Origin of the sequence: Arthrobacter sp. 2762 (assembly GCF_040548745.1) — a bacterium.
Classification (GTDB): domain Bacteria; phylum Actinomycetota; class Actinomycetes; order Actinomycetales; family Micrococcaceae; genus Arthrobacter.
The window spans coordinates 56,169-78,514 of record NZ_JBEPSI010000005.1 but is presented as its reverse complement, the minus strand read 5'-3'; the positions used below and the strand labels follow the sequence as shown (position 1 = coordinate 78,514).

Annotated in this window: 19 protein-coding genes and 1 pseudogene; 7 read left to right on the top strand and 13 right to left on the bottom strand. The window is 60.4% G+C overall.

Features of this window, described 5'->3' with window-relative positions:
• Positions 1–6 precede the first annotated feature (6 nt).
• The 4 genes from ABIE18_RS10845 to ABIE18_RS10830 form a co-directional block, all read right to left on the bottom strand.
• The gene (locus ABIE18_RS10845; protein ID WP_499722736.1) at positions 7–1,497 is read right to left on the bottom strand and encodes a helix-turn-helix domain-containing protein; all 1,491 of its coding nucleotides are present in this window, start codon (positions 1,495–1,497) and stop codon (positions 7–9) included.
• A complete protein-coding gene (locus tag ABIE18_RS10840) occupies positions 1,490–2,572 on the bottom strand; it encodes a DUF917 domain-containing protein (RefSeq protein ID WP_499722735.1) in 1,083 nt (360 codons plus the stop codon). The genes ABIE18_RS10845 and ABIE18_RS10840 overlap by 8 nt, the downstream gene beginning before the upstream one ends.
• Positions 2,569–3,789, bottom strand: coding sequence for a hydantoinase/oxoprolinase N-terminal domain-containing protein (locus ABIE18_RS10835; RefSeq protein WP_499722733.1), 1,221 nt, complete (start codon positions 3,787–3,789; stop codon positions 2,569–2,571). Before ABIE18_RS10835 ends, ABIE18_RS10840 begins: the two co-directional genes overlap by 4 nt.
• 536 nt (positions 3,790–4,325) lie before the next feature.
• A complete protein-coding gene (locus ABIE18_RS10830; RefSeq protein WP_499722731.1) occupies positions 4,326–5,003 on the bottom strand; it encodes an AAA family ATPase in 678 nt (225 codons plus the stop codon).
• A gap of 142 nt (positions 5,004–5,145) precedes the next feature.
• Between ABIE18_RS10830 and ABIE18_RS10825 the strand changes: the two genes are divergently transcribed.
• A complete protein-coding gene (locus ABIE18_RS10825) occupies positions 5,146–6,420 on the top strand; it encodes an MFS transporter (protein WP_499722729.1) in 1,275 nt (424 codons plus the stop codon).
• 633 nt (positions 6,421–7,053) lie between these two features.
• Here the strand turns inward: ABIE18_RS10825 and ABIE18_RS10820 are convergent.
• The 8 genes and pseudogenes from ABIE18_RS10820 to ABIE18_RS10785 all read right to left on the bottom strand — a co-directional run bounded on the left by ABIE18_RS10820 (position 7,054) and on the right by ABIE18_RS10785 (position 15,110).
• A pseudogene (locus tag ABIE18_RS10820) lies at positions 7,054–8,268 on the bottom strand (acetyl-CoA C-acetyltransferase).
• Between the two features lie 37 nt (positions 8,269–8,305).
• Positions 8,306–9,061 (bottom strand): SDR family NAD(P)-dependent oxidoreductase, encoded by a 756-nt coding sequence (locus ABIE18_RS10815; protein ID WP_499722728.1) that lies wholly within the window; start codon positions 9,059–9,061, stop codon positions 8,306–8,308.
• A gap of 52 nt (positions 9,062–9,113) precedes the next feature.
• Positions 9,114–10,328 (bottom strand): acyl-CoA dehydrogenase family protein, encoded by a 1,215-nt coding sequence (locus ABIE18_RS10810; protein WP_499722727.1) that lies wholly within the window; start codon positions 10,326–10,328, stop codon positions 9,114–9,116.
• A gap of 46 nt (positions 10,329–10,374) precedes the next feature.
• On the bottom strand, positions 10,375–10,605 hold the full coding sequence (locus ABIE18_RS10805; protein ID WP_499722726.1) for a hypothetical protein: 231 nt from the start codon (positions 10,603–10,605) through the stop codon (positions 10,375–10,377).
• Positions 10,606–10,639: 34 nt separating this feature from the next.
• The gene (locus tag ABIE18_RS10800; protein WP_499722725.1) at positions 10,640–11,944 is read right to left on the bottom strand and encodes a dihydrolipoamide acetyltransferase family protein; all 1,305 of its coding nucleotides are present in this window, start codon (positions 11,942–11,944) and stop codon (positions 10,640–10,642) included.
• 12 nt (positions 11,945–11,956) lie between these two features.
• Positions 11,957–12,943, bottom strand: coding sequence for an alpha-ketoacid dehydrogenase subunit beta (locus tag ABIE18_RS10795; RefSeq protein ID WP_499722724.1), 987 nt, complete (start codon positions 12,941–12,943; stop codon positions 11,957–11,959).
• Positions 12,940–14,022: a thiamine pyrophosphate-dependent enzyme gene (locus tag ABIE18_RS10790; RefSeq protein WP_499722723.1), complete on the bottom strand. Its 1,083-nt coding sequence runs from the start codon at positions 14,020–14,022 to the stop codon at positions 12,940–12,942. The genes ABIE18_RS10795 and ABIE18_RS10790 overlap by 4 nt, the downstream gene beginning before the upstream one ends.
• Complete coding sequence (locus tag ABIE18_RS10785) at positions 14,019–15,110, bottom strand: Glu/Leu/Phe/Val family dehydrogenase (RefSeq protein WP_499722722.1); 1,092 nt, start codon at positions 15,108–15,110, stop codon at positions 14,019–14,021. The genes ABIE18_RS10790 and ABIE18_RS10785 overlap by 4 nt, the downstream gene beginning before the upstream one ends.
• A gap of 149 nt (positions 15,111–15,259) precedes the next feature.
• Here ABIE18_RS10785 and ABIE18_RS10780 point away from each other — a divergent pair, with 149 nt between their 5' ends.
• From ABIE18_RS10780 to ABIE18_RS10765, 4 genes are all read left to right on the top strand, one after another.
• Positions 15,260–15,772: an Lrp/AsnC family transcriptional regulator gene (locus ABIE18_RS10780; RefSeq protein WP_499722721.1), complete on the top strand. Its 513-nt coding sequence runs from the start codon at positions 15,260–15,262 to the stop codon at positions 15,770–15,772.
• A 46-nt stretch (positions 15,773–15,818) separates the two neighbouring features.
• Positions 15,819–17,633 (top strand): gamma-glutamyltransferase family protein, encoded by a 1,815-nt coding sequence (locus tag ABIE18_RS10775; RefSeq protein WP_499722720.1) that lies wholly within the window; start codon positions 15,819–15,821, stop codon positions 17,631–17,633.
• Between the two features lie 93 nt (positions 17,634–17,726).
• Positions 17,727–18,449, top strand: coding sequence for a GntR family transcriptional regulator (locus ABIE18_RS10770; protein WP_499722718.1), 723 nt, complete (start codon positions 17,727–17,729; stop codon positions 18,447–18,449).
• A 119-nt stretch (positions 18,450–18,568) separates the two neighbouring features.
• The gene (locus tag ABIE18_RS10765) at positions 18,569–19,282 is read left to right on the top strand and encodes a DUF1275 family protein (protein WP_499722717.1); all 714 of its coding nucleotides are present in this window, start codon (positions 18,569–18,571) and stop codon (positions 19,280–19,282) included.
• 16 nt (positions 19,283–19,298) lie between these two features.
• Here the strand turns inward: ABIE18_RS10765 and ABIE18_RS10760 are convergent, their stop codons facing one another.
• Entirely contained in the window at positions 19,299–20,147 is an 849-nt protein-coding gene (locus ABIE18_RS10760; RefSeq protein ID WP_499722716.1) for a dihydrodipicolinate synthase family protein, read from the bottom strand.
• Positions 20,148–20,453: 306 nt separating this feature from the next.
• Between ABIE18_RS10760 and ABIE18_RS10755 the strand changes: the two genes are divergently transcribed.
• Together ABIE18_RS10755 and ABIE18_RS10750 are read left to right on the top strand one after the other, a co-directional pair.
• Positions 20,454–20,855 (top strand): hypothetical protein, encoded by a 402-nt coding sequence (locus ABIE18_RS10755; RefSeq protein ID WP_499722715.1) that lies wholly within the window; start codon positions 20,454–20,456, stop codon positions 20,853–20,855.
• Positions 20,856–21,117: 262 nt separating this feature from the next.
• The gene (locus ABIE18_RS10750; protein WP_499722714.1) at positions 21,118–22,083 is read left to right on the top strand and encodes an alpha/beta hydrolase fold domain-containing protein; all 966 of its coding nucleotides are present in this window, start codon (positions 21,118–21,120) and stop codon (positions 22,081–22,083) included.
• Positions 22,084–22,346: the final 263 nt, after the last annotated feature.

Below are 22,346 nucleotides of genomic sequence, written 5' to 3'. Positions count from 1 at the left end.
GCCCGCCTAGTCTTGCAAGGAGCGCTGCAGCACTTTGGCAATGAGGTGGACGGACAGCAACTCGGACGGAATATCCAGCCGGACACCGAGTTCCCGTGCCCGATTAAGCCGGGCCTGCAGGGTGTTCCGGTGCAAATTGAGGGACTTCGCTGCGAGGCTGACTGAGCTGCGGTGATCCAGGAAGACGGCCACCGCGGTAATAATCACGTCGCGGTCAGGAGATGCCATCAGGCGCGGCAGTGTTAGTTCGGCCACGAGAGCGACGGCGTCCATGTCCACGAAGCTGGTGGCCGCCGCCACCCCGAGTTTGGCGAGGCCTAGAACCGTACCCGGTCCCATCGACCGGGACGATTCAGCAGCCAGCCGGCCCTCACGCACGATCAACGCCAGCGCAGGGCCATCCTCCTGCCACCGGGACAGTCCGGCCACCAAGCCAAGCTCGGCAAGGGCCGGTCCCAGACGTGTCCTGATTCGGGTTTCGAGCTGCGTCGAGGCGTCCTGGTCCCCAGCCGGTACGAGCGTCAGCCAACCGCCTTGAACCTCGGCCAAGGGACTGCGTGCTGTGACCTTGCGCCAGAGCAGGCGCAGCACAGCCGTCAGTTCGGGCCGATGGTCTTGCACCCGCCCGCTTCGGAACCACACAGCCACATAATGCTCCCCTTCGCGCCAGCCCAGCTGGTTCAGCAGATGTCGGTGTTTTTCCTCGAACTCCGCCCCTGACGCATCAAGGTCCTGATCCAATCCCGCGATCGCCGCCGTGGGAATGGCACGGGCAGAGCTGTGGAGGTCTTCCAACAACCAGGCGGCCTTCACCGCCGGGGTGGCTACCTCAAGGATTGAGCGCACCAGCCGCAGGTTGTGGACCCCGGATGTGGGCACGCTTGCCGTGAGGGTGAAGCGGAGGGCACTATTGGCCTCGCCGACTTCCACGGTGATGACTTCGTCAGTCTCCCGTGGAGGTATTCCGGCGGAGGCCAGCACCACGCCGTCGTACCCCAGCAAAACTCCCACCCCGTCCAGTTCCCTGGAAATGGTCTTGAGAACGTCACCGAGGGTGGTGTCCTTTGCGACCGCCCGGGCTACCCGGGCCAGTTCCGCATCGACCACCGACAGGGCAGCTCCGATCTCGGCCGACAGAGCCAACGCCAATGCCGCTGGGTCCCCGTCAGCGGCCAGGAGCGTGGTGCCCAACCGCTCCGCCAGTCCGACCGCTCCGCTTGCATAAGTAATGCCGGCCACGACGACGGCGCTGGCCCGCCGCTCCCAAGCGTGTCGCAGTGCCGCGGAAACCAGCCAGCCACCTGATCCCATCTCCGGGGAGAGGACGACCACAGTGTTGGGACGCACCTGTCGGATTTCCTCAAGCTGGGAGACCAGAACCACGCTCTCCACCAACCCGCTCGATGGAGTGAGATACAGAGGCGTTGTGCCACGGAGTGAGCCGTGCGCCAACAGCCCGGCGAGATCGAGCCGGGTTTCATTTTTCGACCTACGCATGTCGCCGCCTTGGGTGCACCATCGGGATGCCGAAGGCCTTAGGCTCAGTGAGATCAAGCCCCGCCTCTGTGTACCACTGTGTCGCTGCCGTAATCTTCATGATGTCCATGACGTCGCCCACCTGGACGTCGTCGATGTTGACCACCGTGCCCTGCTCGGAATTGAGCAGGGTCACCATGTCCGGGACAGCTGCTGTAACTTCGCCATCCACGAGGACCAGCAGGATCTCATTCTGGATTTCGAGACGAACGATGCGCCCCGTGGTCTCGTCCTCGAGCGTTACGCTGGACGGCTGCGCCGGCAGGCCCAGGTCCGTTGGCCGCGAGAGGCTTTCGATGTGGCTCACGCGGGCCCGGGCGATGCGCGTGGTGCCGAGGAGTTCGCTGAGCATCAACAGCTTTCTCTCGACGGGGGTGTTCGCGTCGAGGATTTGCCCGATCCGGATCATCCGGCTGATGGACCCGTGGACTCCGTGCTCCTTCAGCTGTTGTGCGGAACACGGGTACATGGCGGTGGCTGCCCAGCCGCCCAGTTCGGTCACCAGGGCACGAACAAGCGTTTCGGCCCGCTGCGGGCTTTCGACCTCGACCACCGCCCGTTCCCCGGTCACCCCCATGAGCGCGATAGGGCCTATCGCCACGTTTCCAATATTCAACGTCGTTTGGCTGATCAAGGGGAAAACGCGGCCCATGGGGTCGGAATCGATGACGGGCAGCGAGGACTGCAGTCCAACCATGAGGGGGACGATTCCGTTGACATTGGCGGCGGCAAGTGAATAGATTGCCCGCACCGGGCGCCCAAGATTCGCCTCGATGGCACGGATGCAGCCAAGGAACTCATCTCCCACGGGAGGCATGTCGGCGATGAAAAGGCCCTGCGTGACCATTCCGACCGCCACCACCAGGTCGTCGGGAGCAAGCTCGTCAACGGTGATGAGTTCCAATGACCGGCCCTCCATCGCCCGCTGGATCATTTCTGCGTATATGTAGATGGCCGTCGGGTCGATGGTGCAGGTCAGGAAGTGTGCCCCGGTGCGGAGGTTCCGGACGTCTTCGGTAGTGAGTACTGTGCTCATGATGTTGCTCCAAGGGCAGCTGTGGGCAGCATGTGTTCCTCGTGGGCGTATGTTTCTCCTGCCGCTTGGACCCGGATTCGAACGATTCCCGGGTTGCCATAGGGCATGGCGTAGACGTTCGATTCAATGATGCGGGTCTGCCCGGGGCTGGCACCCAACTGGACCGCCGCTGAGTAGGCGTCCTCTTCGGCGAGGTTCTGTACGCGTTGCAGGTCATCCCGGCCGCTGACGGTCGCGAGCCTGTCGATCCACGCCGTCAGCGGCGCCGCGGCAGACCCTACCAGCGCCGCGTCCTGCGACGCCGGCAGAGTCGGCACCAGCCCGAACGGAAGCGCAGTCTCCTGATGCTCGCGGAGATCGGCAATCACGGAGGGGATGTCCGTACGAACGGGATGGTGGACAGTGTAGGGCTCAAGTATGGCCGCATTGCTGGCGATGCTCGCGTCAAATCCTTGGCGGATGAGGCTTCTGGCGGCAGGCAAGCCTCCCCGGGTGTGGCCCACGGTGGCTCCGGCCTCCATGCAGAGAATGACTTCCCCATCGGGGATTCCCGCCAACGTGGCCGCGCCAAGGATTGCCATCGCGGGCTCCGCGTACAACCCGTGCACAGGAGCCAACGCCAAGCGTGACAAAGGCGCGCGACCGCCGTCGTTCTTTCCAAACGACAGGAGGGCGGCCGGGAAATGGCGCCGGCCCGCCTCCTCAAGCATGGCAGCCAACTCTTCCCCCGTCTCCATCAGGGCACTGTTAAGGATGGCAGTGTAGTCGCGGTCCCGGAAGACGCTCGAATAGAAGTCGCTGGAAATACTGATACGCATGTCCCGGTCGTTGCTGAGGATGGCATCTGCAATGCGCGTTTCATGCGCCTTTGATGCCGTCGAACCGACGGATGTAATCGCCACGTTCCGTACGCCACTGGAGAGGATGCCCGGGAGATCAGCCAGGAACGCCTCCAGATCCAACCGGGCCAAGGGCCGTCCCCGTAGGTCATGACCCCCGCCGACGTGCACGGTGCGGGTCACCGCCGGCTCAATGAGGGGTGGCAGCACGGTCATGTGGAAGCGGTCCGCGGGAGGACGGGGCGAAATACGAACGGCGACGACGCCGGCCAGCTTCCGCTCCGCCAGAACCCGTCCGACGTCGGCAGTGATCTCCGTGATGCCTGACGCGAACTCCCGACGGAGAGCGGACAGGGACGATTCCAGTGCTTCGGGCAAGCTGTCGGCGTGCACCTCCCGGGCGGCGGAAACTACAGTCCGCCCGTCCAATACAACGGTCCGGCAGCTGGTTCCCTGTAGCCGCAGTCCCACTCTCATTGTTCAGATCCCTGCCTGGCGTCTACCGACATTGAGTACCTGCCGACGGGTGGATATCTTCCATCCACATAGAGTCCACCACTAGTCGTCCTCTAATACTCCCCCAAATCGCCGGAGAACGATCTTTGTTCAGAGATCGAACGGAGCTGGATCAGGACACCACCGAGCCATCCCCCGGACGACCGATGACGGCGGCTCGATTCCGATGGCCCCTCCTCCATGCCGTTTGGGAACCTCACGGTGCCTGCTGAGATGACGGTGGGAGTGGACGCCTCCGGTGAGGCGTTCATCAAGAATGTCGGGCCACCTTCCTTCGGGTCGCCGATCCGGACTCCTTCAGTTCGGGGACGTCCTGCAGGAGGTCTCCGATATGGGGCGGCAAGAACACGGAAGTGCAGCCGAACGCAATCTGGTCGTTGAATTGTCGGAATCGGAGCTCAGACCAGCCAGCGCCACCAGCGTGACTGTTCCCGTTCCGGCGTCGGTTCCGGCTCCGGCTCTGGCTCCTCTCCCAAGGCCAGCGCGGCCTCGGCGATGTCGTCCGCGGTGAGCGTCATGACCGCCTCACGATCGAGGGCGTCGAGACTTTGTTCTTCATCGAGCGAGAGCCGCAGCGCCTGGCGGTTGAGCGCCTGCTCGAACAGCGTGCGTGCGAACCGCGCGTTGCCGGAGTCCTCGCCCGCGTGGAGCCCGGTAAGGATACGACGCAGCATCTGGTCCGCACCCGGCTCCAACGTGTACTCGTGCTGGGCAAGCATCTGGTGGAAGATCGTATCGAGCTCGTCCACGGAGTAGTCCGGGAACGTAATCTCCCGGGCGAACCGGGAGCGCAATCCAGGGTTGGAGAGCAAGAAGGACTCCATCAACCGCGGATACCCGGCCACGATCACCACCAAGCGGTGGCGGTGGTCCTCCATCCGCTTGAGCAGGACCTCGATCGCCTCGGGGCCGAAATCCATCCGGCCGTCCTCCGGGGCCAGCGCGTAGGCCTCGTCAATGAACAGGACTCCGTCCAGCGCACGCCGGATCACCCGGTCCGTCTTGATGGCGGTCGCCGATGAAGCCGGTACCAAGCCCAACCCCTTGACGCTGTACGCCTTACATGAGATTCTCATCACATCAAACTGGATCCAATTAATCATAGATAAGATCCAATCCCTTTAATCAGGACCAGTTTGCAGCCTTTGGGCCTTGCGGCGTGCCAGATTTTCTTCCGCTTGCCGCGGCCTCCCCAACCAACGGCCTAGTAGGAGTCCAATGCCATCCCCAGACCTCACCAAGCTTTCCAGGAATGACTCGACAATCCAGCAAAACAGAGGCGGCCCGAAGCTGTCCGAGCTAAGCGGGCGGGTGCTCTTTTTTCTACTGGTCCTGGATCTCTCGTACTTCATCAATGCCATGGACAGACAGGTCTTCGCTGTCCTTCTGCCGGATATCAAGGCTACTTATGGGCTCACCGGTGGCGAGGCGGGCATCATCGCGACCATTTTCACACTTGGCATGGGGCTAGCTGGGGTTCCGGCTGGTTACCTGGCCGATCGATTCGGTCGTAAAAAGGTAGTTCTCATTAGCCTCCTGATCTTTTCGGTCAGTTGTGCCCTGCAGTCGGTGGCCGCCGGAACACTGGACATGGCACTATGGCGAATCCTTTCTGGCGTAGGCGAAGGAATGCAGGTCGCTGCACTCTTTGCGGCAGTAGGGGCATACTTCACTCGTCACCGCGGTTTCGCGCTTGGCTCTATCAGTGCAGCTTTTGGTCTGGGTGGTTTTACCGGCCCGTTGCTTGGTGGCGCCATCGTTTCGGCAACTGGCGACTGGCGCATTCCACTCATCCTGTTCGGTGCAATTGGCATCGTTATCCTTTTCCTGGTTTTGGCACTTGTGCCCAAGTCCTTTACAGAGGTTGGTCGTGGGGATTCGTCATCAAGCTCGTCGTCGGAGATGACCACTGGCCTGCGGTTCTTCAACCGGCGCGTCCTGTGTTGTGTCCTCGTGGCCATTGCGGGAGGTTTTGCGATCTATGGGTACTTGGGTCTGTACCCGACTTATCTGCGGGAGACTCTGGGATTCACGCCTGCAGAAGCTGGCTGGGCAGCGAGCATGTTTGGAATCGGCGCCCTCGGAGCTCTCGTTGGAGGCGCGATCGCAGACCGCGTTGATCAGCGATTGCTTAACGTCGTAGGTTTGCTTTCCATCATGGTCATGGGCGTAGCCATATTTGGCTTCGCTGCCTCGCTGCCTGTTCACATGATTTTCTCAGCACTGCTTGGCGTTGCCTTCAGCGGAGTTGTCATCACGAATACAAGCGCCCTAATGCAGCGATCTGTGGACCCCAAGTACCTCGGCCGAGTCAGCGGCCTAATGATCGCAGCAATGTATATACCCGCCAGCGCTTCCGGCTACTTCGTAACGTTCATGCAAAGCAACTTGGGGTGGCAGACTGCCGGAATCATCCAATTGACGCTTATTCCAGCCATCGGCTTGATTGCCATGGCTGCCATGGGCAAGCTGCCTGCAGGCAGCAAGTCCTAGCAATCCCGTAAATGGCGTCTGCCTTCGTTGAGAAGGCAGACGCCATTTAGCGTTTCGCTTTGGACAGCACGTCGTGTGCGCAGCCTGACGAGCGCACAGCCGGTTAGACAAACACCGGCAGTAATTAGTAGTCCCACCATCGACGTAAGCTGGATGGGAAAGCTCAGATCCAGGAGGGGCTGTAGATGGTGGACAGTGCAAAGGCCACTTTAGCCGCGACGGCCAGGACGCTGGCGTACTTCGGGACTTGCCCCTGACCTCCTCAACTTTCTCCTGCTGTCTCTTGCCGGCTACCGGGCGCCCGTGCCTCAAGTTGCCACGCGTGGTTGCTGGACTCGAGGACTCCGGCAGCGGAGAAAACGCCAGACGGCGGGCCGCTGTCGTTGAAGCGGCCCGCCGTCCGGCGAGGCGAGAGGGGCGGCCCGATTCACGAGCCCAGAATGCGGGAGCGCTGACTATGTCTTTCCTGGCGCAGGTAAATTGGTGATCTGCCTGCAGGCAAATGCATGCCGTGAGCCGCTGCGCCACGTGCGGGTAGGACCCGGGAAGGCAGATATCAGATCAAACGGGTGAGCCATCCATGCGTGTCCGCCAGTGCCCCGGCCGGCCGGCGAGAGAATTCCCAGCACGGGATCAGCTGCGGAAGAGCAACAGCGCGTCCCCTTGGCCTCCCCCGCCGCAGAGTGACACTGCGGCTTTTCCAGTGCCGCGACGGAACAATTCCATGGCTGCATGCAGGGCTATGCGTGCACCCGAAGCGCCAACCGGGTGTCCGACGCAATGGCACCGTCGTGAAGATTGCAGCGGTCTGCAGGGATGCCGAGTTCCCGCAATGATTGGACTGCCACGGCAGCGAATGCCTCGTTGATCTCAACGAAATCGAGGTCCTCTGTGGTCCATCCGGCACGGGCCAGTGCCGCTTTGGTCGCGTTGGATGGTTGGGAGTGCAACAGATTGTCCGGTCCCGCCACCTGTCCGGACGGTCCTACAACGGCAAGAATTTTGCACTTCAACCGCTCGGCATTGGCACGTGTAGTCAGAATGAGTGCAGCTGCACCGTCCGACAACGGTGATGCGTCGCCTGCCGTGATGCTGCCACCGTCGGTAAACGCCGGGCGCAATTGCGATAGTGCCTCAATGTTGGCGTCGGGTCGGACTTGTTCATCGTTTACGATGAGCTTGCCTAGTCCCTTCCGCACAGGGATGGGGACGATCTCATCCTTGAATATCCCATTCGAGGAGGCCTCGGCGGCTCTGCGATGCGAAGCAACTGCGATACCATCCTGTGCTCTCCGTTCTATCCTGTGAACTTGGTTTCCGCGCTCGGCCAGGATTCCCATCGACACCTCTTGCTGGGCGTCGCTGAGAGCGTCGCGAACCAAAGAATCCGTAGTCTGTCCGCCGCCATACGGCCATCCTTGACGGACCCCTGGCAGCAGACAGGGGCTTCGTGACATGGATTCCTGACCACCGGCAACTACCAGCCCAGCTTCGCCTGCCCTGATGAGGCGGGCGGCGTCTATCACCGCTGTGAGGCCTGACAGACAGACTTTGTTGATTGTCACGGCGGGTACTTCAGGGCAGATGCCGGCCATAATAGATGTTTGCTTGGCAGGGTTCTGGCCGGTTCCGGCCTGCACCACCTGCCCGATGATGACGACGTCAACTTCCGCTGGGTCGACGCCAGCCTTTTCAAGGGCTCCGCTGACGGCAGCAGCGCCGAGTTCGACAGCCGTGGGATGGGCCAGCTGGCCGTTCAGTTTCCCTTGGGGGGGTACGGGCCCCGCCAACTATGACGACGTCGTCGGGACGGACTGGAGGGTAGGGGGGCCGTGATTTCTGGGACATGCTTGCTTTCCTTTGTCTACGCGGTGATCCGGCCCCACTACTGAGGTGCCATCCGGAGGGCACCGTCCATTCGGATTGTTTCCCCGTTGATGTAGTCGTTTTCGATGATGGATAAGGCCAGTTGGGCGAACTCATTGGGTGATGCCAACCTCTTGGGGAATGTGACACTGGCTGCCAACGCTTGACGCACTTCGTCGCTGACCCTGGCCATCATGGGTGTTTCCACAACACCTGGTGCAATTGCATTGACGCGGATCCCGTATTGCCCGAGGTCCCGTGCGGCTGGAAGGGTAAGTCCGACGATGCCGGCTTTGGAGGCAGCATAGGCAACCTGGCCGATCTGTCCTTCGAAGGCCGCTATGGAGGCGGTGTTGATGACCACTCCGCGCTGACCGTGTTCATCGGCCTGCGTGAGCGAAATGGCCTCTGCAGCCATGGCCAGGATATTGAACGATCCGATCAGGTTGACTTGGATAACCTTGGCGAAAACAGCCGGATCGTGCACTCCCCTGCGGCCTAGAATGCGCATGGTGGGAAGGACCCCGGCGCAGTTGATGACGGTCCGGAGCGGTGCCCCGGCTGCGGCTCTGGCCACGGCCTGCCGGACATCGTCGGCGTCGGTTACGTCCGCCGGGACGTAGTGGACGCCACGTGCCAGGACACTTTCCTGAATGGCACCGGGTAGATCAAGGGCGAATACTTCTGCGCCATGACCTGCCAATGCACGGACTACGGCCGCGCCCAGCCCTGAGGCGCCGCCTGTGACGATGGCTGACGTGTTCTTGAGATCCATATCCGAGTCCTCTTATGTGATGTGTGGTGGAGTTGGGGACAGGAGGGCAGGTTCAGACGAAAGCGGAGATTCCAGTTACTGCGCGACCTACGAGTAGGGAATTGATCTCGTAGCTACCTTCGTATGAATAGATCGCCTCAGCGTCGGCAAAAATTTTCGCCATCTCGAAGTCGGTGCTTATGCCGTTGCCGCCAACGATCGAGCGCCCAAGCGCGACGGTCTTGCGCATGTTGGCGGTGCAGCTGGACTTGGCCAAGGCGGCATGATCCATTGTCAGGCGGCCGGTTCCACGGAGGCGGGCGAGCTGAATCATCAACGACAACGACATCGTCGCATTGCTGACCATTCTGGCGAGCTGCTCTTGGATTAGTTGGAAGGAAGCGATTGGCTTGCCGAACTGCTTCCGTTGCATGGCGTAAGCCCTTGCCACATCAAAAGCCGCGAACTGCTGTCCCACTGCCTGCCAGCTCACCCAAACCCTGGAATGAAGCAGTAAGGAGTTGGCGTCCTGGAACGTTGAGGTGCCGGGCAACCAATTGGTGAAGGGGATCCGTACGTTATCCAGCGTGATGTTGGCGTTTTGAATGATTCGGACAGAGGTCTTGTTGTTGATGGCTTCGGTGCGGAAGCCAGGTGTTCCTTTCTCGACGATGAAACCCTTGATTTGTCCGTCCGCGGTGTCCCGGGCCCAAACCAGGACGAAGTCGGCAAAAGTTCCGTTTCCGATCCACCTCTTGTGCCCGTTGAGGATCCACTCGTCGCCCGAACATGTAGCCGTGGTTTCCATTTCACGGGAGATATCGGATCCGTGGCGGGGTTCTGTCAGGGCGAAGGCACCGATCTTACGGAGCGAAAGGAGGTCCGGCAGGATTGTGCGACGCTGCTCCTCTGACCCGAGTTCCTGGATGGCGGTGGTGAAGAGTTCGTCATGAACGCCGAAGAACGTGGATACGGAGGTGTCTGCGCGGGCGAACTCCATCTGGATCAGTCCCGCGAGGAGGGGACCGCGACGGTTCATGCCTGTCAGTTGTTGCCTGGCCAGGCGTGGAATGAGCTCGAATGGAAATTCAGCACGATTCCAAAAGTCGACGGCGACCGGCCGCACCTGACGTTGAAGGAAGTCGCGTGCCTCCCTGTACTGCCCATATTCGTCGTCAGTCAAGAGGTCTGAAAGGAACAGCAAGTCCGCTTCTGCGTAAGGCGGCGTCGCAACGGGTTCATCGCATGCTGCGAATGCAGACGGTTCCCTCTCCTTGAGTGCGGTCATGGTTTCTCTTTCTGATGATTGGGTAGCGGTGCTGCGATGCTTGGGGTCATGGGATCCGGCCTATAGCCCTGAGCCGGTCCTCGGAAATGCAGATGTTGAAGCCTGAACCTTTGTCCACCAGCTGCCGGCCGAATCCCTGTCCTTGTTCGAGCCAGACGATGCAGCCGTCGGGTGTGTAAGATTCAACGACTCCTTCTCGAAGGAAATCCCGGCCCATTCGGATTTCCACCATGGCCCCAGCGAGGATGTTCCAGTCATTGACGATGTAGTACTGCATTTGGCCCATGTCCTTTGGTGGGTGCCGTACAGATCTAGATCAATGCAAAGCCAGGTTCACGGAGCAGAGCGGCTGTGTCGGCCAAGAGCTGTGACCCCTGCTGGCCGTCCATGATCCTGTGGTCAAAGGAGAGCGCCAGTTGGAGGACCGTGCGGGGCTCGATTCGTTCGCCCTGTTTGTCGTGAACGACCCACGGCGTACGCTGGGCAGTTCCGACAGCAAGAATTGCTGCCTCTCCGGGGTTGAGAATCGGGGTTCCCGTGTCGATCCCGAAAACCCCGATATTCGTGATGGTGATTGTTCCGTTGGCCATCGCTTGGGGCTCGGTTTTCCCAAGCCTGGCGGTTGAAGCCAGATCCGAAATGGCCGTTGCAAGCCCGGCAAGCGGCAAGGGCTGTGCGTCCTTGATGTTGGGCACGATCAAGCCGCGCGGCGTTGCTGCAGCAATGCCTAGATTCACTTTCTCAAACTGCACGATTTCTTGCGCGGACTCATCCCATGTAGCGTTTGCTTCCGGCGTGTTCTTCAGGGCGTGGAGGAAGGCCTTGGCGACAAACGTGAGCGGGGTCAGCTTCACGTCCGCAAAATCCCGGCGACGAGCTATCTGCTCCCTCAGCTCCAGGGTGCGGGTAATGTCGACCGCCACGAATTCGGTGACGTGGGGAGCTGTGAATGCTGACTGCACCATAGCTGCGGCGGTTTGCTTTCGGACGCCCCGGACAGGTATCCGGAGATCGCCAGTGTTGCTTCGGGGAGTTTCGCCTGTCGTCGCCGAAAGGTTTTCTCTGTCTGAATGGGCCTTCAGCACGTCTGCGCGGGTACAGATTCCATCAAGTCCGGTTGCCCTAACCATCCTGAGGTCGACGCCAAGGTCCTTAGCCAGCTTCCGAACCGGAGGGGTTGCCGTGGGGCGACCAGCTACGCGCCCAGCGTTGCCGGCGGGGCTGCCAACGGCGGGTGCCGGCGTGGTTGCGGTCGGTCTAACGCCTCGACCCCGTCGTCGACGACTTGCCACTTCCCTTGCCCCGTAGCCGACCAAAAGTTTGGGGTCGTCGTCGGTGGCTGCTTCGGAGGTTTCTGTCGCCTTGATGTTCTCTGCAGCGGTAGCGATGCTGATAATTGCGCGGCCTACGTCGACGGTCTCACCTTGCTGAACCAAGAGTTCGCTGACTTCCCCGTCAAAGGGGCAAGGGAGTTCCACAAGTGATTTGGCTGTTTCGATTTCCACGATTGCCTGATTGACGGCTACTTTATCGCCGCGCTTTACCAGCCAATTGACGATCTCGGCCTCGGTAAGCCCTTCGCCTACGTCCGGGAGGGCGAATTCCTTGATTGTCATTTTTACCTTCCGCTAGTAGGTGAAGCTGCGGTCAATGGCGTCGAGGATCCGGTCAAGCCCTGGCAGCCATTCTTCTTCCAGGCGGCTTGCGGGGTAGGGGGTGTCGTAGCCGGTCACTCTGATGATTGGAGCTTCGAGGGAATGGAAAACGGCGTCTTGGACACGTGAGGCGATCTCGCTGCCTAAGCCAACGCTGCGTGAGGCTTCATGGGCCACCACGAGCCGGCCAGTGCGTTCCACCGAACGGAGAATGGTTTCGTCGTCAATGGGAGACAGCGACCTCAAGTCGATGACTTCAACCTTCCGGCCTTCCTCGGCGCAGACGTCCGCAACTTTCCGGGCAACAGGTACCAGGGCGCCATATGTAACGAGTGTCAGGTCCTCGCCAGGGCGAACGATGCTGGCCTTCTCAAGTGGGCCTGGTGCGCGGCTCAGGTCAACCTCGCCTTTGAGCCAGTAATTGCGTTTGGGTTCCAGGAAGATCACGGGATCGTCGCTTCGGACTGCCGCGCGGATCATGTCGTAGGCTTCCTGGGGTGACGAGGGTGTCACGACCTTCAGTCCAGCGGTATGCGCGAAATAGGCTTCGGGAGATTCGGAGTGGTGCTCGATGGCACCGATGCCGCCGCCGGCAGGAATCCTGATTACTACGGGCAAGGAGATCTTGCCGTCGGAGCGATGCCTGTATTTGGCGAGCTGGGTGGTGATCTGGTTCATGGCCGGGAAAACAAAACCGTCGAACTGTATTTCGCAGACGGGTCGGTATCCGGCCATGGCAAGTCCTATGGCGCTTCCGACAATTCCGGCCTCGCCAAGGGGCGCGTCCACCACCCGGAGGTTGCCGAAACCCTTCTGTAGTCCATCGGTCACCCTGAATACACCGCCCAACTGACCGATATCTTCACCCATGAGCATGACTTTGTCGTCGGCTTCCATCGCGTCGCGGAGGCCTGCATTCAGTGCGTGGGCGATGGGCATGGTGCTTGGCTGGGCGGTCATGCCCCGGCCTCCACAAAATTCAGGTGTTCGATCATTTGATCCTCAAGTTCTTTCGGCATCTCGGCGTAGGTATTCCGGAAAGGATGATCTGGTGCCGGATTGGGAAGGGCGCGGCACCCTGCCCTGAGCTTCTCAGCGAGCTCCTGTTCCTCCGCCCCGACTTTGCTCAGGAAGTCCTGGTCGATCTTGTCTGAGACCACCAAGTAGTTCTTGAGTCGGTCGATGGGGTCCAGGGATTCCCAGACATCGTTTTCTGCCCCGGAGCGGTAGCGTCCGTCGTCGTCGGATGTGGTGTGCGGGTTGCGGCGGTAGGTGAAGGCCTCGACGAGCGTAGGTCCGTTGCCTGCCCTGGCGGCGGCCATGGCCTCACGTGTAGCGGAAAGGCATGCAAGGACATCGTTTCCGTCTACCCTGATGCCATTGAAGCCGAATCCTTGGGCGCGCTGAGCCACAGCGACGCGGCTTTGGACCGAATACGGCGCCGAGATGGCCCATTGATTGTTTTGGCAGAAAAATACAACCGGCAAGTTTTGGGCGGCCGCCCAGACAAAGGCTTCGTTGGTTTCTCCCTCGCTCAGTGCGCCATCACCGAGGAAGACGAGGACAGCCCTGTCCCGTTCCGGATCTCCGGTGCCGACATCACCGTCCCGGACGATGCCCATGGCGTATCCCACGGCGTGCAGCGTTTGGGCCCCGATCACCAGGGTGTAGAGGTTGAAATTGTTTTCAGTAGGATCCCAACCTCCTAATGTCGTCCCTCGGAACAAACCCAGTAAGTTCACGGGATCCACTCCCCTGCTCCACGCGACTCCATGTTCGCGATAGGTTGGGAAAACAACGTCCCGTGGAAAAAGCGCGGCCGCAGCGCCTACCTGCGCAGCTTCCTGGCCCAGGAGAGACGGCCACAAACCGAGCTCGCCTTGTCGTTGAAGCGCGATTGCTTCAGAGTCAACCCTGCGGATCATGATCATGTCCCGCAGAAGCTGGGCGCAGTCAATCGACTCCGGGTCCAGCGGGAGCGCCGTTTGCGATTGGTAGGTCCCGTCTTGAGTGAGAAGAGACAGCGGTGGGCTGGTCATGAATTGTGTCCTTTGGCTTCGGAAAGTCGGCGCTGGACGAGCTCCCGGGCTGCCTTGGCCGGGGTTCGTGATCCGTCCCCGGCTGCTTCGAGCATGCCGGTAACAGCTGGTCCGATCTTTGCTATTCGGTCGGTTACTTCTTCGGCTCCGAGGTCGGTGACCTCGGAGGAAACCTGGATCAGCCCTCCGGCATTTGCGACGTAGTCCGGGATCCACAGAATGCCAGCGGACTGCAGCTGTTCTTCGCAGTCTGAGTCGAGTAGCTGATTGTTTGCGGCACCGCAGACAATGCGGGCACGGACGGCGGGAATGGTCTTGGGGTTCAGCGTCGCACCCATGGCGCACGGAGCGTAGACGTCGATGTCCTGGTCCAGAACCCGGTCAGTAACCTCGGTCCCGGGGTGTGTCCTGGACACACGTTGCAGGGCCATGGGGTCACTGTCTGCCAGGACGACGTCCGCTCCAGAGTCGACAAGCAACCGAACAAGTTGGCTTCCAACCTTTCCGGCACCTTCAACACCGACGCGGCGCCCAGCCAGTCCTTGGCTTCCCCAGACGTGGACTGCAGCTGCCTGCATTGCCACGAAGACACCGAACGCTGTGGAGTATCCACTGTCACCCGAGCCGCCTGCGTTGCGGCCAACGACCCACGGCGTCTGCGAACCGATGACGTCCATGTCGGCAGCCGTCGTCCCCACGTCACCAGCCGTGATGTACTCGCCGCCAAATGCGTGGACGAACTGCCCGTATGCTCGCAGGAGCTCGGGGGACTTGTCTGTGTTCGGGTCGCCAATGATGACGGCTTTGCCGCCACCCAGCGGCAATCCAGCGGCGGCCGCTTTAAGGGTCATGCCCTCTGACAGCCGAAGGACGTCTGTGAGCGCTTCCGTTTCTTTTGGGTAGGGAAAGAAGCGTGTCCCTCCCAAGGCCGGCCCCAAGGACGAATTGTGGATCGCAACAATGGCCTTGAGCCCGGTTTCCTTGTCACGAACCATCCGTACGCGTTCGTGACCGCTGGTGTGCTCGTCAATAATCTCGAAGTGACTGCCTTCAGCAACCCTCGCACCGTCCAACAATGCCGCACACATCTGGTGCCTCCTGCTTTGTTCAGACATTGGATCCAATACCAATGTGTCCCCCAACTGTGGATTAAACGGGGTGATATGGTCAATTCATTTATCCTGAACTAATCGAAACGTTCAGTTATGCGGACCGAGGATGGAGCCATCTGGACAAAATGATCAGCATTGACAAGCTCGACGCCGAACTACTCAAACGCCTTCATGGCAACGCACGGGCGGGGGTGGCTGAACTCGCCGCCCAATTAGGTATCTCTCGAAACACCGTCCTGGGAAGGCTCCAGCGGCTGGAGACTGCCGGCATTCTGAAGGGGTTCAGTCCCGTGATGAACCTTGAGGCCGCTGGCATTCCGGTCCAGGCGTTCATCGGCTTGGAGTTGGACCAGCGCCAACTGACCAGCGTCGTGGATGCCCTGAGCAAAATCCCTGAGGTTTTAGAGGTCACCACGCAAGCCGGGCGGGAAGACCTTATGGTCAGGGTGGCTTCCACCACCCTGCAGGGAGTGCAGTCCGCCGCGGCCAAGATGGTCGATATCCCCGGCGTGCGGCACACAAATACGACACTGACCGTTTCCACGCCACTCCCCTACCGCGTGCAGCCACTTTTGGACCATCTGACGAAAAGCTCGGGCTGGGGCAGGTCGACGCCCTTGCCGGGTTCGGAAACTTAACCGGATGATTGGATCCAAAATTGCAAAAATTGAATACACTGCTTGTATGACTCAAACAGTTGCCGCCACGACATTCACCCCTCCGCTGGTTTCGCCCACGCGGCCCACGCTCAAGGGATCCTTTGGCATGAGTGCCTCAACCCACTGGCTTGCGACCGCTACTGCGCAATCCGTGCTTGAGCGAGGGGGCAACGCCTTTGATGCGGCGGTCGCAGCAGGCTTTGTGTTACACGTCGTGGAGCCCCACTTGAACGGGCCGGCTGGCGACATGGTTGCCCTTTATGCCCCAAAGGGCCGCAACCCGCGGGTTCTAATGGGTCAGGGTCCGGCTCCCGCCAGGGCGACTATTTCCCACTTTGCCAACGAGGGGCTTGAGTCCGTCCCCGGCGCCGGTGCGCTGGCCGCAGCCGTGCCGGGTGCCGTGGAGGCGTGGTTAACCCTGTTGGCGGATCACGGCACGTGGGAGCTTTCGGATGTGCTTGAGTATGCAATCCACTACGCCGTGTTCGGACACCCGATTGGACACCAAGCCGCGGCCGTCATTGAAACAATGGCTGACCACTTCCAAGCGCACTGGCCAACTTCGGCGGCACAGTGGATCCCGCGAGGTAGGATTCCTGAGGCCGGGGAGTTAGTCCAAAATGCTACTTATGCAAATGTTCTTCGAAAGCTCATTTCAGCGGGTCATGCTGCAGAAACACGGGAAGCCCGGATCCGCGCGGCGCGGGAGGAATGGAAGGAAGGATTCGTTGCACGGGCCATTGTGGAATTTGCGCGAAAGCCTCACAGGCACTCTTCCGGTTCAGATCACAGCGGCGTGATCGAACTCGAAGACTTTTCCCGCTTCGTTGTCTCTGATGAGTCCCCAATCTCCTTGGAGTTCCGTGGCGTCACCGTCGTCAAAGCCGGTTTCTGGTCCCAGGGCCCCGTGCTGCTCCAAGCGTTGGCGATTCTGAAGCATTTTGACGATGATCGCTTGGACCCTTCAACTGCACTGGGCGCCCACACGATCATCGAAGCCCTGAAGCTGGCCATGGCTGACCGGGATTCCTACTACGGTGACGCCCGCAAAGTAGAAGTTGACCTCACCGCGCTGTTCTCTGATGAATACGGCAGGGAAAGGGCAGTACAGATTGCAGCGTCCGCGTCCACACAGTTCAGGCCCGGATCACTTCCTGGTACGAGCCCCCACCCGCCGGCGCTTGTCACCGCAGCCGACCACCCCTCCGTCTTGGGTGCCGGGGAACCAACGGTCCGAATCTCAGGCGAAACCCGCGGAGACACCTGTCATCTGGACGTTGCAGACCAGTTCGGAAACATGATCAGCGCTACCCCTTCAGGGGGCTGGCTACAGTCATCGCCGGCCATACCAGAGCTGGGTTTCCCCCTCGGTACCCGCCTGCAGATGTCATGGCTCGATGCCGGCTCCCCGTCGGCCTTGAAGCCCGGGGCCAGGCCACGCACCACCTTAAGCCCTACCCTCCTTATGCGGGAGGGCCAAACTGTCGCAGCCTTGGGTTCCCCGGGAGGCGACCAGCAGGATCAATGGCAGTTGCTGTATCTACTCAGAACACTCGTCGGCGGCTACACCCCGCAGGAGGCAATTGATGCTCCCACTTTCCACACCAGTGCTTTGGCAAGCTCATTCTGGCCCCGGACCTGGAACGCCGCCGGGGTAGTCGTGGAGGATCGCCTCCCGCAACACGTGATCGCAGAACTACGCGAACGCGGCCATGATGTGACCGTCGTGAACGGGTGGTCACTGGGACGGCTATCCACGGTCACACGGGACCCGGAGACGGACGAGCTTGGAGCGGCGGCGAACCCACGCGGCAACCAGGGATACGCTGCCGGGCGATAGGCCCCGACATTCTGTACCCGCCGCAGCAGAGTCTGCAGGAGCAATCGGATAGGATCCAATTGACGACCCAACAGCGAGACAGTGGAGGCCTTCGTGACACAACCTATTGATATCGGTTCGCGCCGACAGCAGCTTGAAGGTCGGGCCAAAACCGTGGAGTCGCTGGTTGACGCACTTCAGGAAAGAATCAGCGACGGTGAGTTCGGCGTCGGGTCTTGGATTCGCCAAGAGCGCTTGGCAGAAGAGTACGGGGTCAGCCGAATGCCCATCCGAGAGGCGCTCCACCGCCTCCAGGCATTGGGCGTCGTGGAAATCATCGCCAACCGTGGGGCGCGGGTTCAGATGCCGTCGATGCGGGACATTGCTGAGGCGTACGAAGTCAGGGGCGTCCTTGAGGGGCATGCCGCGTACAGGGCCGCCCGCTCCAGCACTCAGGCAGACATCGACAACCTCCATCAGGCTGTTAAATGGTTCAATGATGCGGTAGGCAAGGCCCGCAGCGGATCCAAGACGGCCGCCAAGGACCTTTGGTACAAGGCCAATGAACTATTTCACGCCACGGTGATCCAAGCCGCGGGAAACAGTCAGCTGAGTGCCAGCATCAGCGCCCTCCACCATCGAATGCCACGGAACCTGACGTGGGCAGCCTTGGGCGGAGATCCGCGCCTCCTTGCTGACAATGCGCAGGAACATATGCGCATTGCAGAGGCGATCGAGACGAGGAATGCCGAAGTAGCCCGTCAGCTGACTGTTGAGCATAGTGCACATGCCCGGGAACTCGTTGAGATCCACGTAATGTCGAGGCCTCGTAGCTAGTAACAAAGATTGAGAGATTGGATCCAATAACGCTTTTTGTGGATACAATAAATCATGATCCTTTCTTCTCAAACACCCCCAACCCTAGTCTGCTCCCCTATGGTCGGTGGTGTTCAGCCGTGACGCGTACCTCGATCAAAAAGGAAATAGTCCACTTGTGGTTGATGCTCGCCCTTACGTTTTCCACGGGTGTGGCCGACGCCGTGGGCTATTTAGGTTTGGACAAAGTCTTCACCGGAAACATGACCGGCAACGTCGTCATTCTCGGAATGGCATTGGCGGGCGCTGATGGGCTGCCTGTCCTGGGGCCCAGCATTGCCCTCGCCGGCTTCATGGCGGGAGCTGCAATTGCCGGTAGAGCACTCCGCGGTCTGCAGTCGTCGTGGAGCTCCGTGACCACAGCTATTCTCCTGGTCGTCGGCCTCGTCCTTGCCGCAGCAGCGGTGTATCTGGGTATGGAGTCGAATGCGGGCTTTGAACTGAACCATGTCGCTGTTGCCGGAGTACTTGCAGCAACGATGGGCGCCCAAGCGGCGGCGGCACGCCATCTGGCGGTCAAAGATGTCACGACCGTCGTGGTGACATCTACTATCACAGGCCTCTCAGCTGACTCGTGGCTTGGCGCCCGGGTGTCTCAACCGTGGGCTCGCCGTCTTTTCGCTGTGGTCCTTATCAGCCTGGGAGCGACAGTCGGAGCGCTTCTCCTCAATCTTCATCTGTCGGCCGGCGTCGGCCTCTCGGCCGTGATTACGCTCGCGGTCGCCATCACGGGGCACCTGCTGGGACGGCCAGCGCGAGCGACTGAGCGAGATGCCCAGGCCGCACGCGTCTAGCTGGAGCTTCGTACAATCATGCATTGTTGAATCCATGGAATCGGCTGGGGGCATCGAAGGCCGTCGACCATGGCGTGGTAGGCGGCCTTACGACTGCATGCTCGATCACTCCCTGCCGGCGCCAGTGCTCCTTTCTGATCGCAATGCTCGGCCCCTGCTGCGTTTCCAGCTTGATGAGCCCGGATATTCCGGCAATAAGGCTTGACGCCCCGCGCTCATCGCCTGATTGCCATCGGTCGATGGCCTGCGCCAGCACTTCCGGACGGGTAATGCCCGCCGCCATGCCGGTGGCGCCGGCTCGTAGATCATCAACGAGACTGTTCCCGCCGAACCCGCCGACAAGGCGACAAGGGACCTTTGACGCCAAGTGCCGGATACGCTCGAAGGTCGGTTCCGCTTCGCATTTAATGGCCTGCACAAATTCCAGACCGTCAACCGCCGTGATGAGTGCGGCCGTCTCAATTCGTACACCCGTCGCCCTTGGCAGGTCCTGGATGATGAGGGGCAGGCCGCTTGCATCATGCACGGCCCGGAGGTTCTCTTTAAAGGTGTGGCCGTCGCTATGGGAAACCGGGACCATGATCGCAGAAATCCTGCCGTCGAGAGTATCGGCAAATTCCCGGGCCTCCTGCACTGCTGCCGTCCGGTCCAGACTCATTACCGTGGCCACTACAGGCGCGGAACCGGCTTCCTCGGAGAGGGCCGCAAGAACCTCGATCTTCTCCGAGGCTGACAGGCTTGCCGGTTCGGCAATTACACCGAGGCAAACCAGCGATGTGCACCCGCGATCCAACAGTGTGCGAGCCAGTGCGCGAAGGGACGATTCATCCACGGCACCCCCGGGAAGAAAGGGTGTAGCAACCATTCCCCACAGTTGCATCGAAGGTGCAGTTTCGGCGGGCGTAGGAGGGGCTGGGATCGAGAACGAGTTCATGGAGGACCATCCAATGGGAGTAGTGAATAGGGTGACATGTACCTGTCTGATGAGTCCGCGCGTCGCTGCCCCCTGTGCAGGGGGAATTTCGGGATCATCTTGACGAACGACGGTTGAACGTGCGATATTCATCACATCAGATCGGATCCAATTTTACACATTTATATCCAATCTTTGACGCTAAGGCACATCGGTCTGGGATCCGTCGTCAAGGAGCGGATAAATCCATGGAGAATCATGACCCAGGCTACTTTTCCTCCTACCCCCGGTGACAGGCTTATTTTCGAGAACGACCGCGTACGTGTGTGGTCCATGACCATCCCCGCCAACGGGATGTTTGACTACCACCAGCATTTTCATGACCACGTGATTCTTTGGCCGGAAGCCGGACACGTCCAGGGCCAGGAACTTGGAGACGATGACTGGTCCCTGGAGCAGATTGCTCAGCCGGGGTATGTCGCATTCAAGACGGTGGGCTCCTCCGGGCCGCTCGTTCCTCATCGCGTACGGAGCCTCGACGATCATTCAACGACGCATTACATAGTGGAACTCATCAGCGAAAAGTCACCCAGTGAAACCGACCTTCCCACAGTCTCAAACGATTTGGGCAGCGTCGCTGATCTGCGCAACAGGTACTGATTCTCTTTACGGGTTCTCTTTATGGCCCACGCGGCCGCCCGTCCACGCCAGTGGGGCAAAGTCATCTTTAGGGCAGGAATCCATGACCGTACGTGTTCGTCGGCTATGGCCCTCGGAAAGCGTAGCGCTCCGCACTCACGCAAAGCGGAGTCGCTCGTCATATTTTTTGTCCACAGCTCCGAACCAGAATTCGGTTTCCAGCAAGCCAGGGAAATCCCGGGAAGCCGGCCCCGTTTCATACAGTAATAAGAAGGAAAGCAGGATGCTCCCAAACGACACTTCACCGGTTGGTGTAACCGATGAACACGTATCGACGCTGATGCCGGCGTTCGACTATGACCGATTGGCTCCGGCTGCCTTGCTCGCAGCAAGTCCGCAGCACTTGCTCCCTGGCTCGATCAGCTACCTGAACGTACAGTACGCCGCTCCCCTGGGCTGGCGGCCGTTGCTGCTGGACGTACACGTCCCTGCCCATGGCAAAGGGCCACACCCCACTGTCCTCTACGTACATGGCGGAAGTTTCCTCGGCGGCATCAAGGCAATGGGGCCTTGGGTGTCCTTGCCGGCAGCCGGAATCGCGGTGGTGTCAGTCTCCTACCGACTGTCTGGTGAAGCCCAATTCCCTGAACCGATCGAGGACATACGCGCAGCAGTCCGCTGGACCCGGTTCAATGCAGAGAAGTTCAACCTCCAGCCTGACTCCTTGGCTCTGTGGGGAAGCTCGGCGGGCGCGTATTTGGCATCGATGGTTGCGGTCACAGGAGATTCCGCCCTTGGGCGGCCTACGGGGGCCCCGGTGGCCGCATCAGCACGGGTTGCCTGCGTAGTCAACCACTACGGGATCTCCGACTTCTCGGCACTGTTGGAGGACGCGTTCGAGAACGACGAGTCGGAGAAGGACGCACTGGCCCGGATCGTCCGCCAGTTCCTTGGTTTCGACCCCTCAGCCGAGCGGGAGCGAACCGCGCGTACGAGTCCGGCACTGCTGGCTGCAGGGCAGGTATCCACTCCCCCGTTCCTTTTCATGCATGGGGACGAAGATCACCGGGTGGGTTTCGGACAGAGTGTACGTTTTCACCGCAATCTTCTGGGGCTTGGACGCTCCTCAACACTCATCACGTTTCCTGGTGCTGATCATGGGGACAACGTGTTTGCGGAAGCCGAAGCGGTGGGCCAAGCGATCACGTTTCTGCGCACCTGTTGGGCAAACGACGGTTCGAATGACTAGTCCTGGGCGTACAAGGCCCCTGCAGGAGCGTGGTCGACAGGCCGCCCAGCGTATTCTGCTTGCAGCCGAAAACGTGTTGGATAGGGAAGGCTGCAAAGAATTCAGTATGACTTCAGTTTCCGCTTTCTCCGGCCTCTCAATTGGCGGAATGTATGCACACTTCGCCAATAAATAAGCCCTTCTGCGGCGAGTTAAGTCCGACGTTCTGGCAAAACTGGAATCCAAACTTGAGCAGCAACTACGACAGAGTCCAGACTCAGTCG

What these genes read in the sequence shown, in the direction of transcription:
- ABIE18_RS10845 (WP_499722736.1), bottom strand. Translation starts at nt 1,497, where the DNA reads ATGCGTAGGTCGAAAAATGAAACCCGGCTCGATCTCGCCGGGCTGTTG.
- ABIE18_RS10840 (WP_499722735.1), bottom strand. Translation starts at nt 2,572, where the DNA reads ATGAGCACAGTACTCACTACCGAAGACGTCCGGAACCTCCGCACCGGG.
- ABIE18_RS10830 (WP_499722731.1), bottom strand. Translation starts at nt 5,003, where the DNA reads ATGAGAATCTCATGTAAGGCGTACAGCGTCAAGGGGTTGGGCTTGGTA.
- ABIE18_RS10825 (WP_499722729.1), top strand. Translation starts at nt 5,146, where the DNA reads ATGCCATCCCCAGACCTCACCAAGCTTTCCAGGAATGACTCGACAATC.
- ABIE18_RS10815 (WP_499722728.1), bottom strand. Translation starts at nt 9,061, where the DNA reads ATGGATCTCAAGAACACGTCAGCCATCGTCACAGGCGGCGCCTCAGGG.
- ABIE18_RS10810 (WP_499722727.1), bottom strand. Translation starts at nt 10,328, where the DNA reads ATGACCGCACTCAAGGAGAGGGAACCGTCTGCATTCGCAGCATGCGAT.
- ABIE18_RS10805 (WP_499722726.1), bottom strand. Translation starts at nt 10,605, where the DNA reads ATGCAGTACTACATCGTCAATGACTGGAACATCCTCGCTGGGGCCATG.
- ABIE18_RS10800 (WP_499722725.1), bottom strand. Translation starts at nt 11,944, where the DNA reads ATGACAATCAAGGAATTCGCCCTCCCGGACGTAGGCGAAGGGCTTACC.
- ABIE18_RS10795 (WP_499722724.1), bottom strand. Translation starts at nt 12,943, where the DNA reads ATGACCGCCCAGCCAAGCACCATGCCCATCGCCCACGCACTGAATGCA.
- ABIE18_RS10790 (WP_499722723.1), bottom strand. Translation starts at nt 14,022, where the DNA reads ATGACCAGCCCACCGCTGTCTCTTCTCACTCAAGACGGGACCTACCAA.
- ABIE18_RS10785 (WP_499722722.1), bottom strand. Translation starts at nt 15,110, where the DNA reads ATGTGTGCGGCATTGTTGGACGGTGCGAGGGTTGCTGAAGGCAGTCAC.
- ABIE18_RS10780 (WP_499722721.1), top strand. Translation starts at nt 15,260, where the DNA reads ATGATCAGCATTGACAAGCTCGACGCCGAACTACTCAAACGCCTTCAT.
- ABIE18_RS10775 (WP_499722720.1), top strand. Translation starts at nt 15,819, where the DNA reads ATGACTCAAACAGTTGCCGCCACGACATTCACCCCTCCGCTGGTTTCG.
- ABIE18_RS10760 (WP_499722716.1), bottom strand. Translation starts at nt 20,147, where the DNA reads ATGGTTGCTACACCCTTTCTTCCCGGGGGTGCCGTGGATGAATCGTCC.
- ABIE18_RS10755 (WP_499722715.1), top strand. Translation starts at nt 20,454, where the DNA reads ATGACCCAGGCTACTTTTCCTCCTACCCCCGGTGACAGGCTTATTTTC.
- ABIE18_RS10750 (WP_499722714.1), top strand. Translation starts at nt 21,118, where the DNA reads ATGCTCCCAAACGACACTTCACCGGTTGGTGTAACCGATGAACACGTA.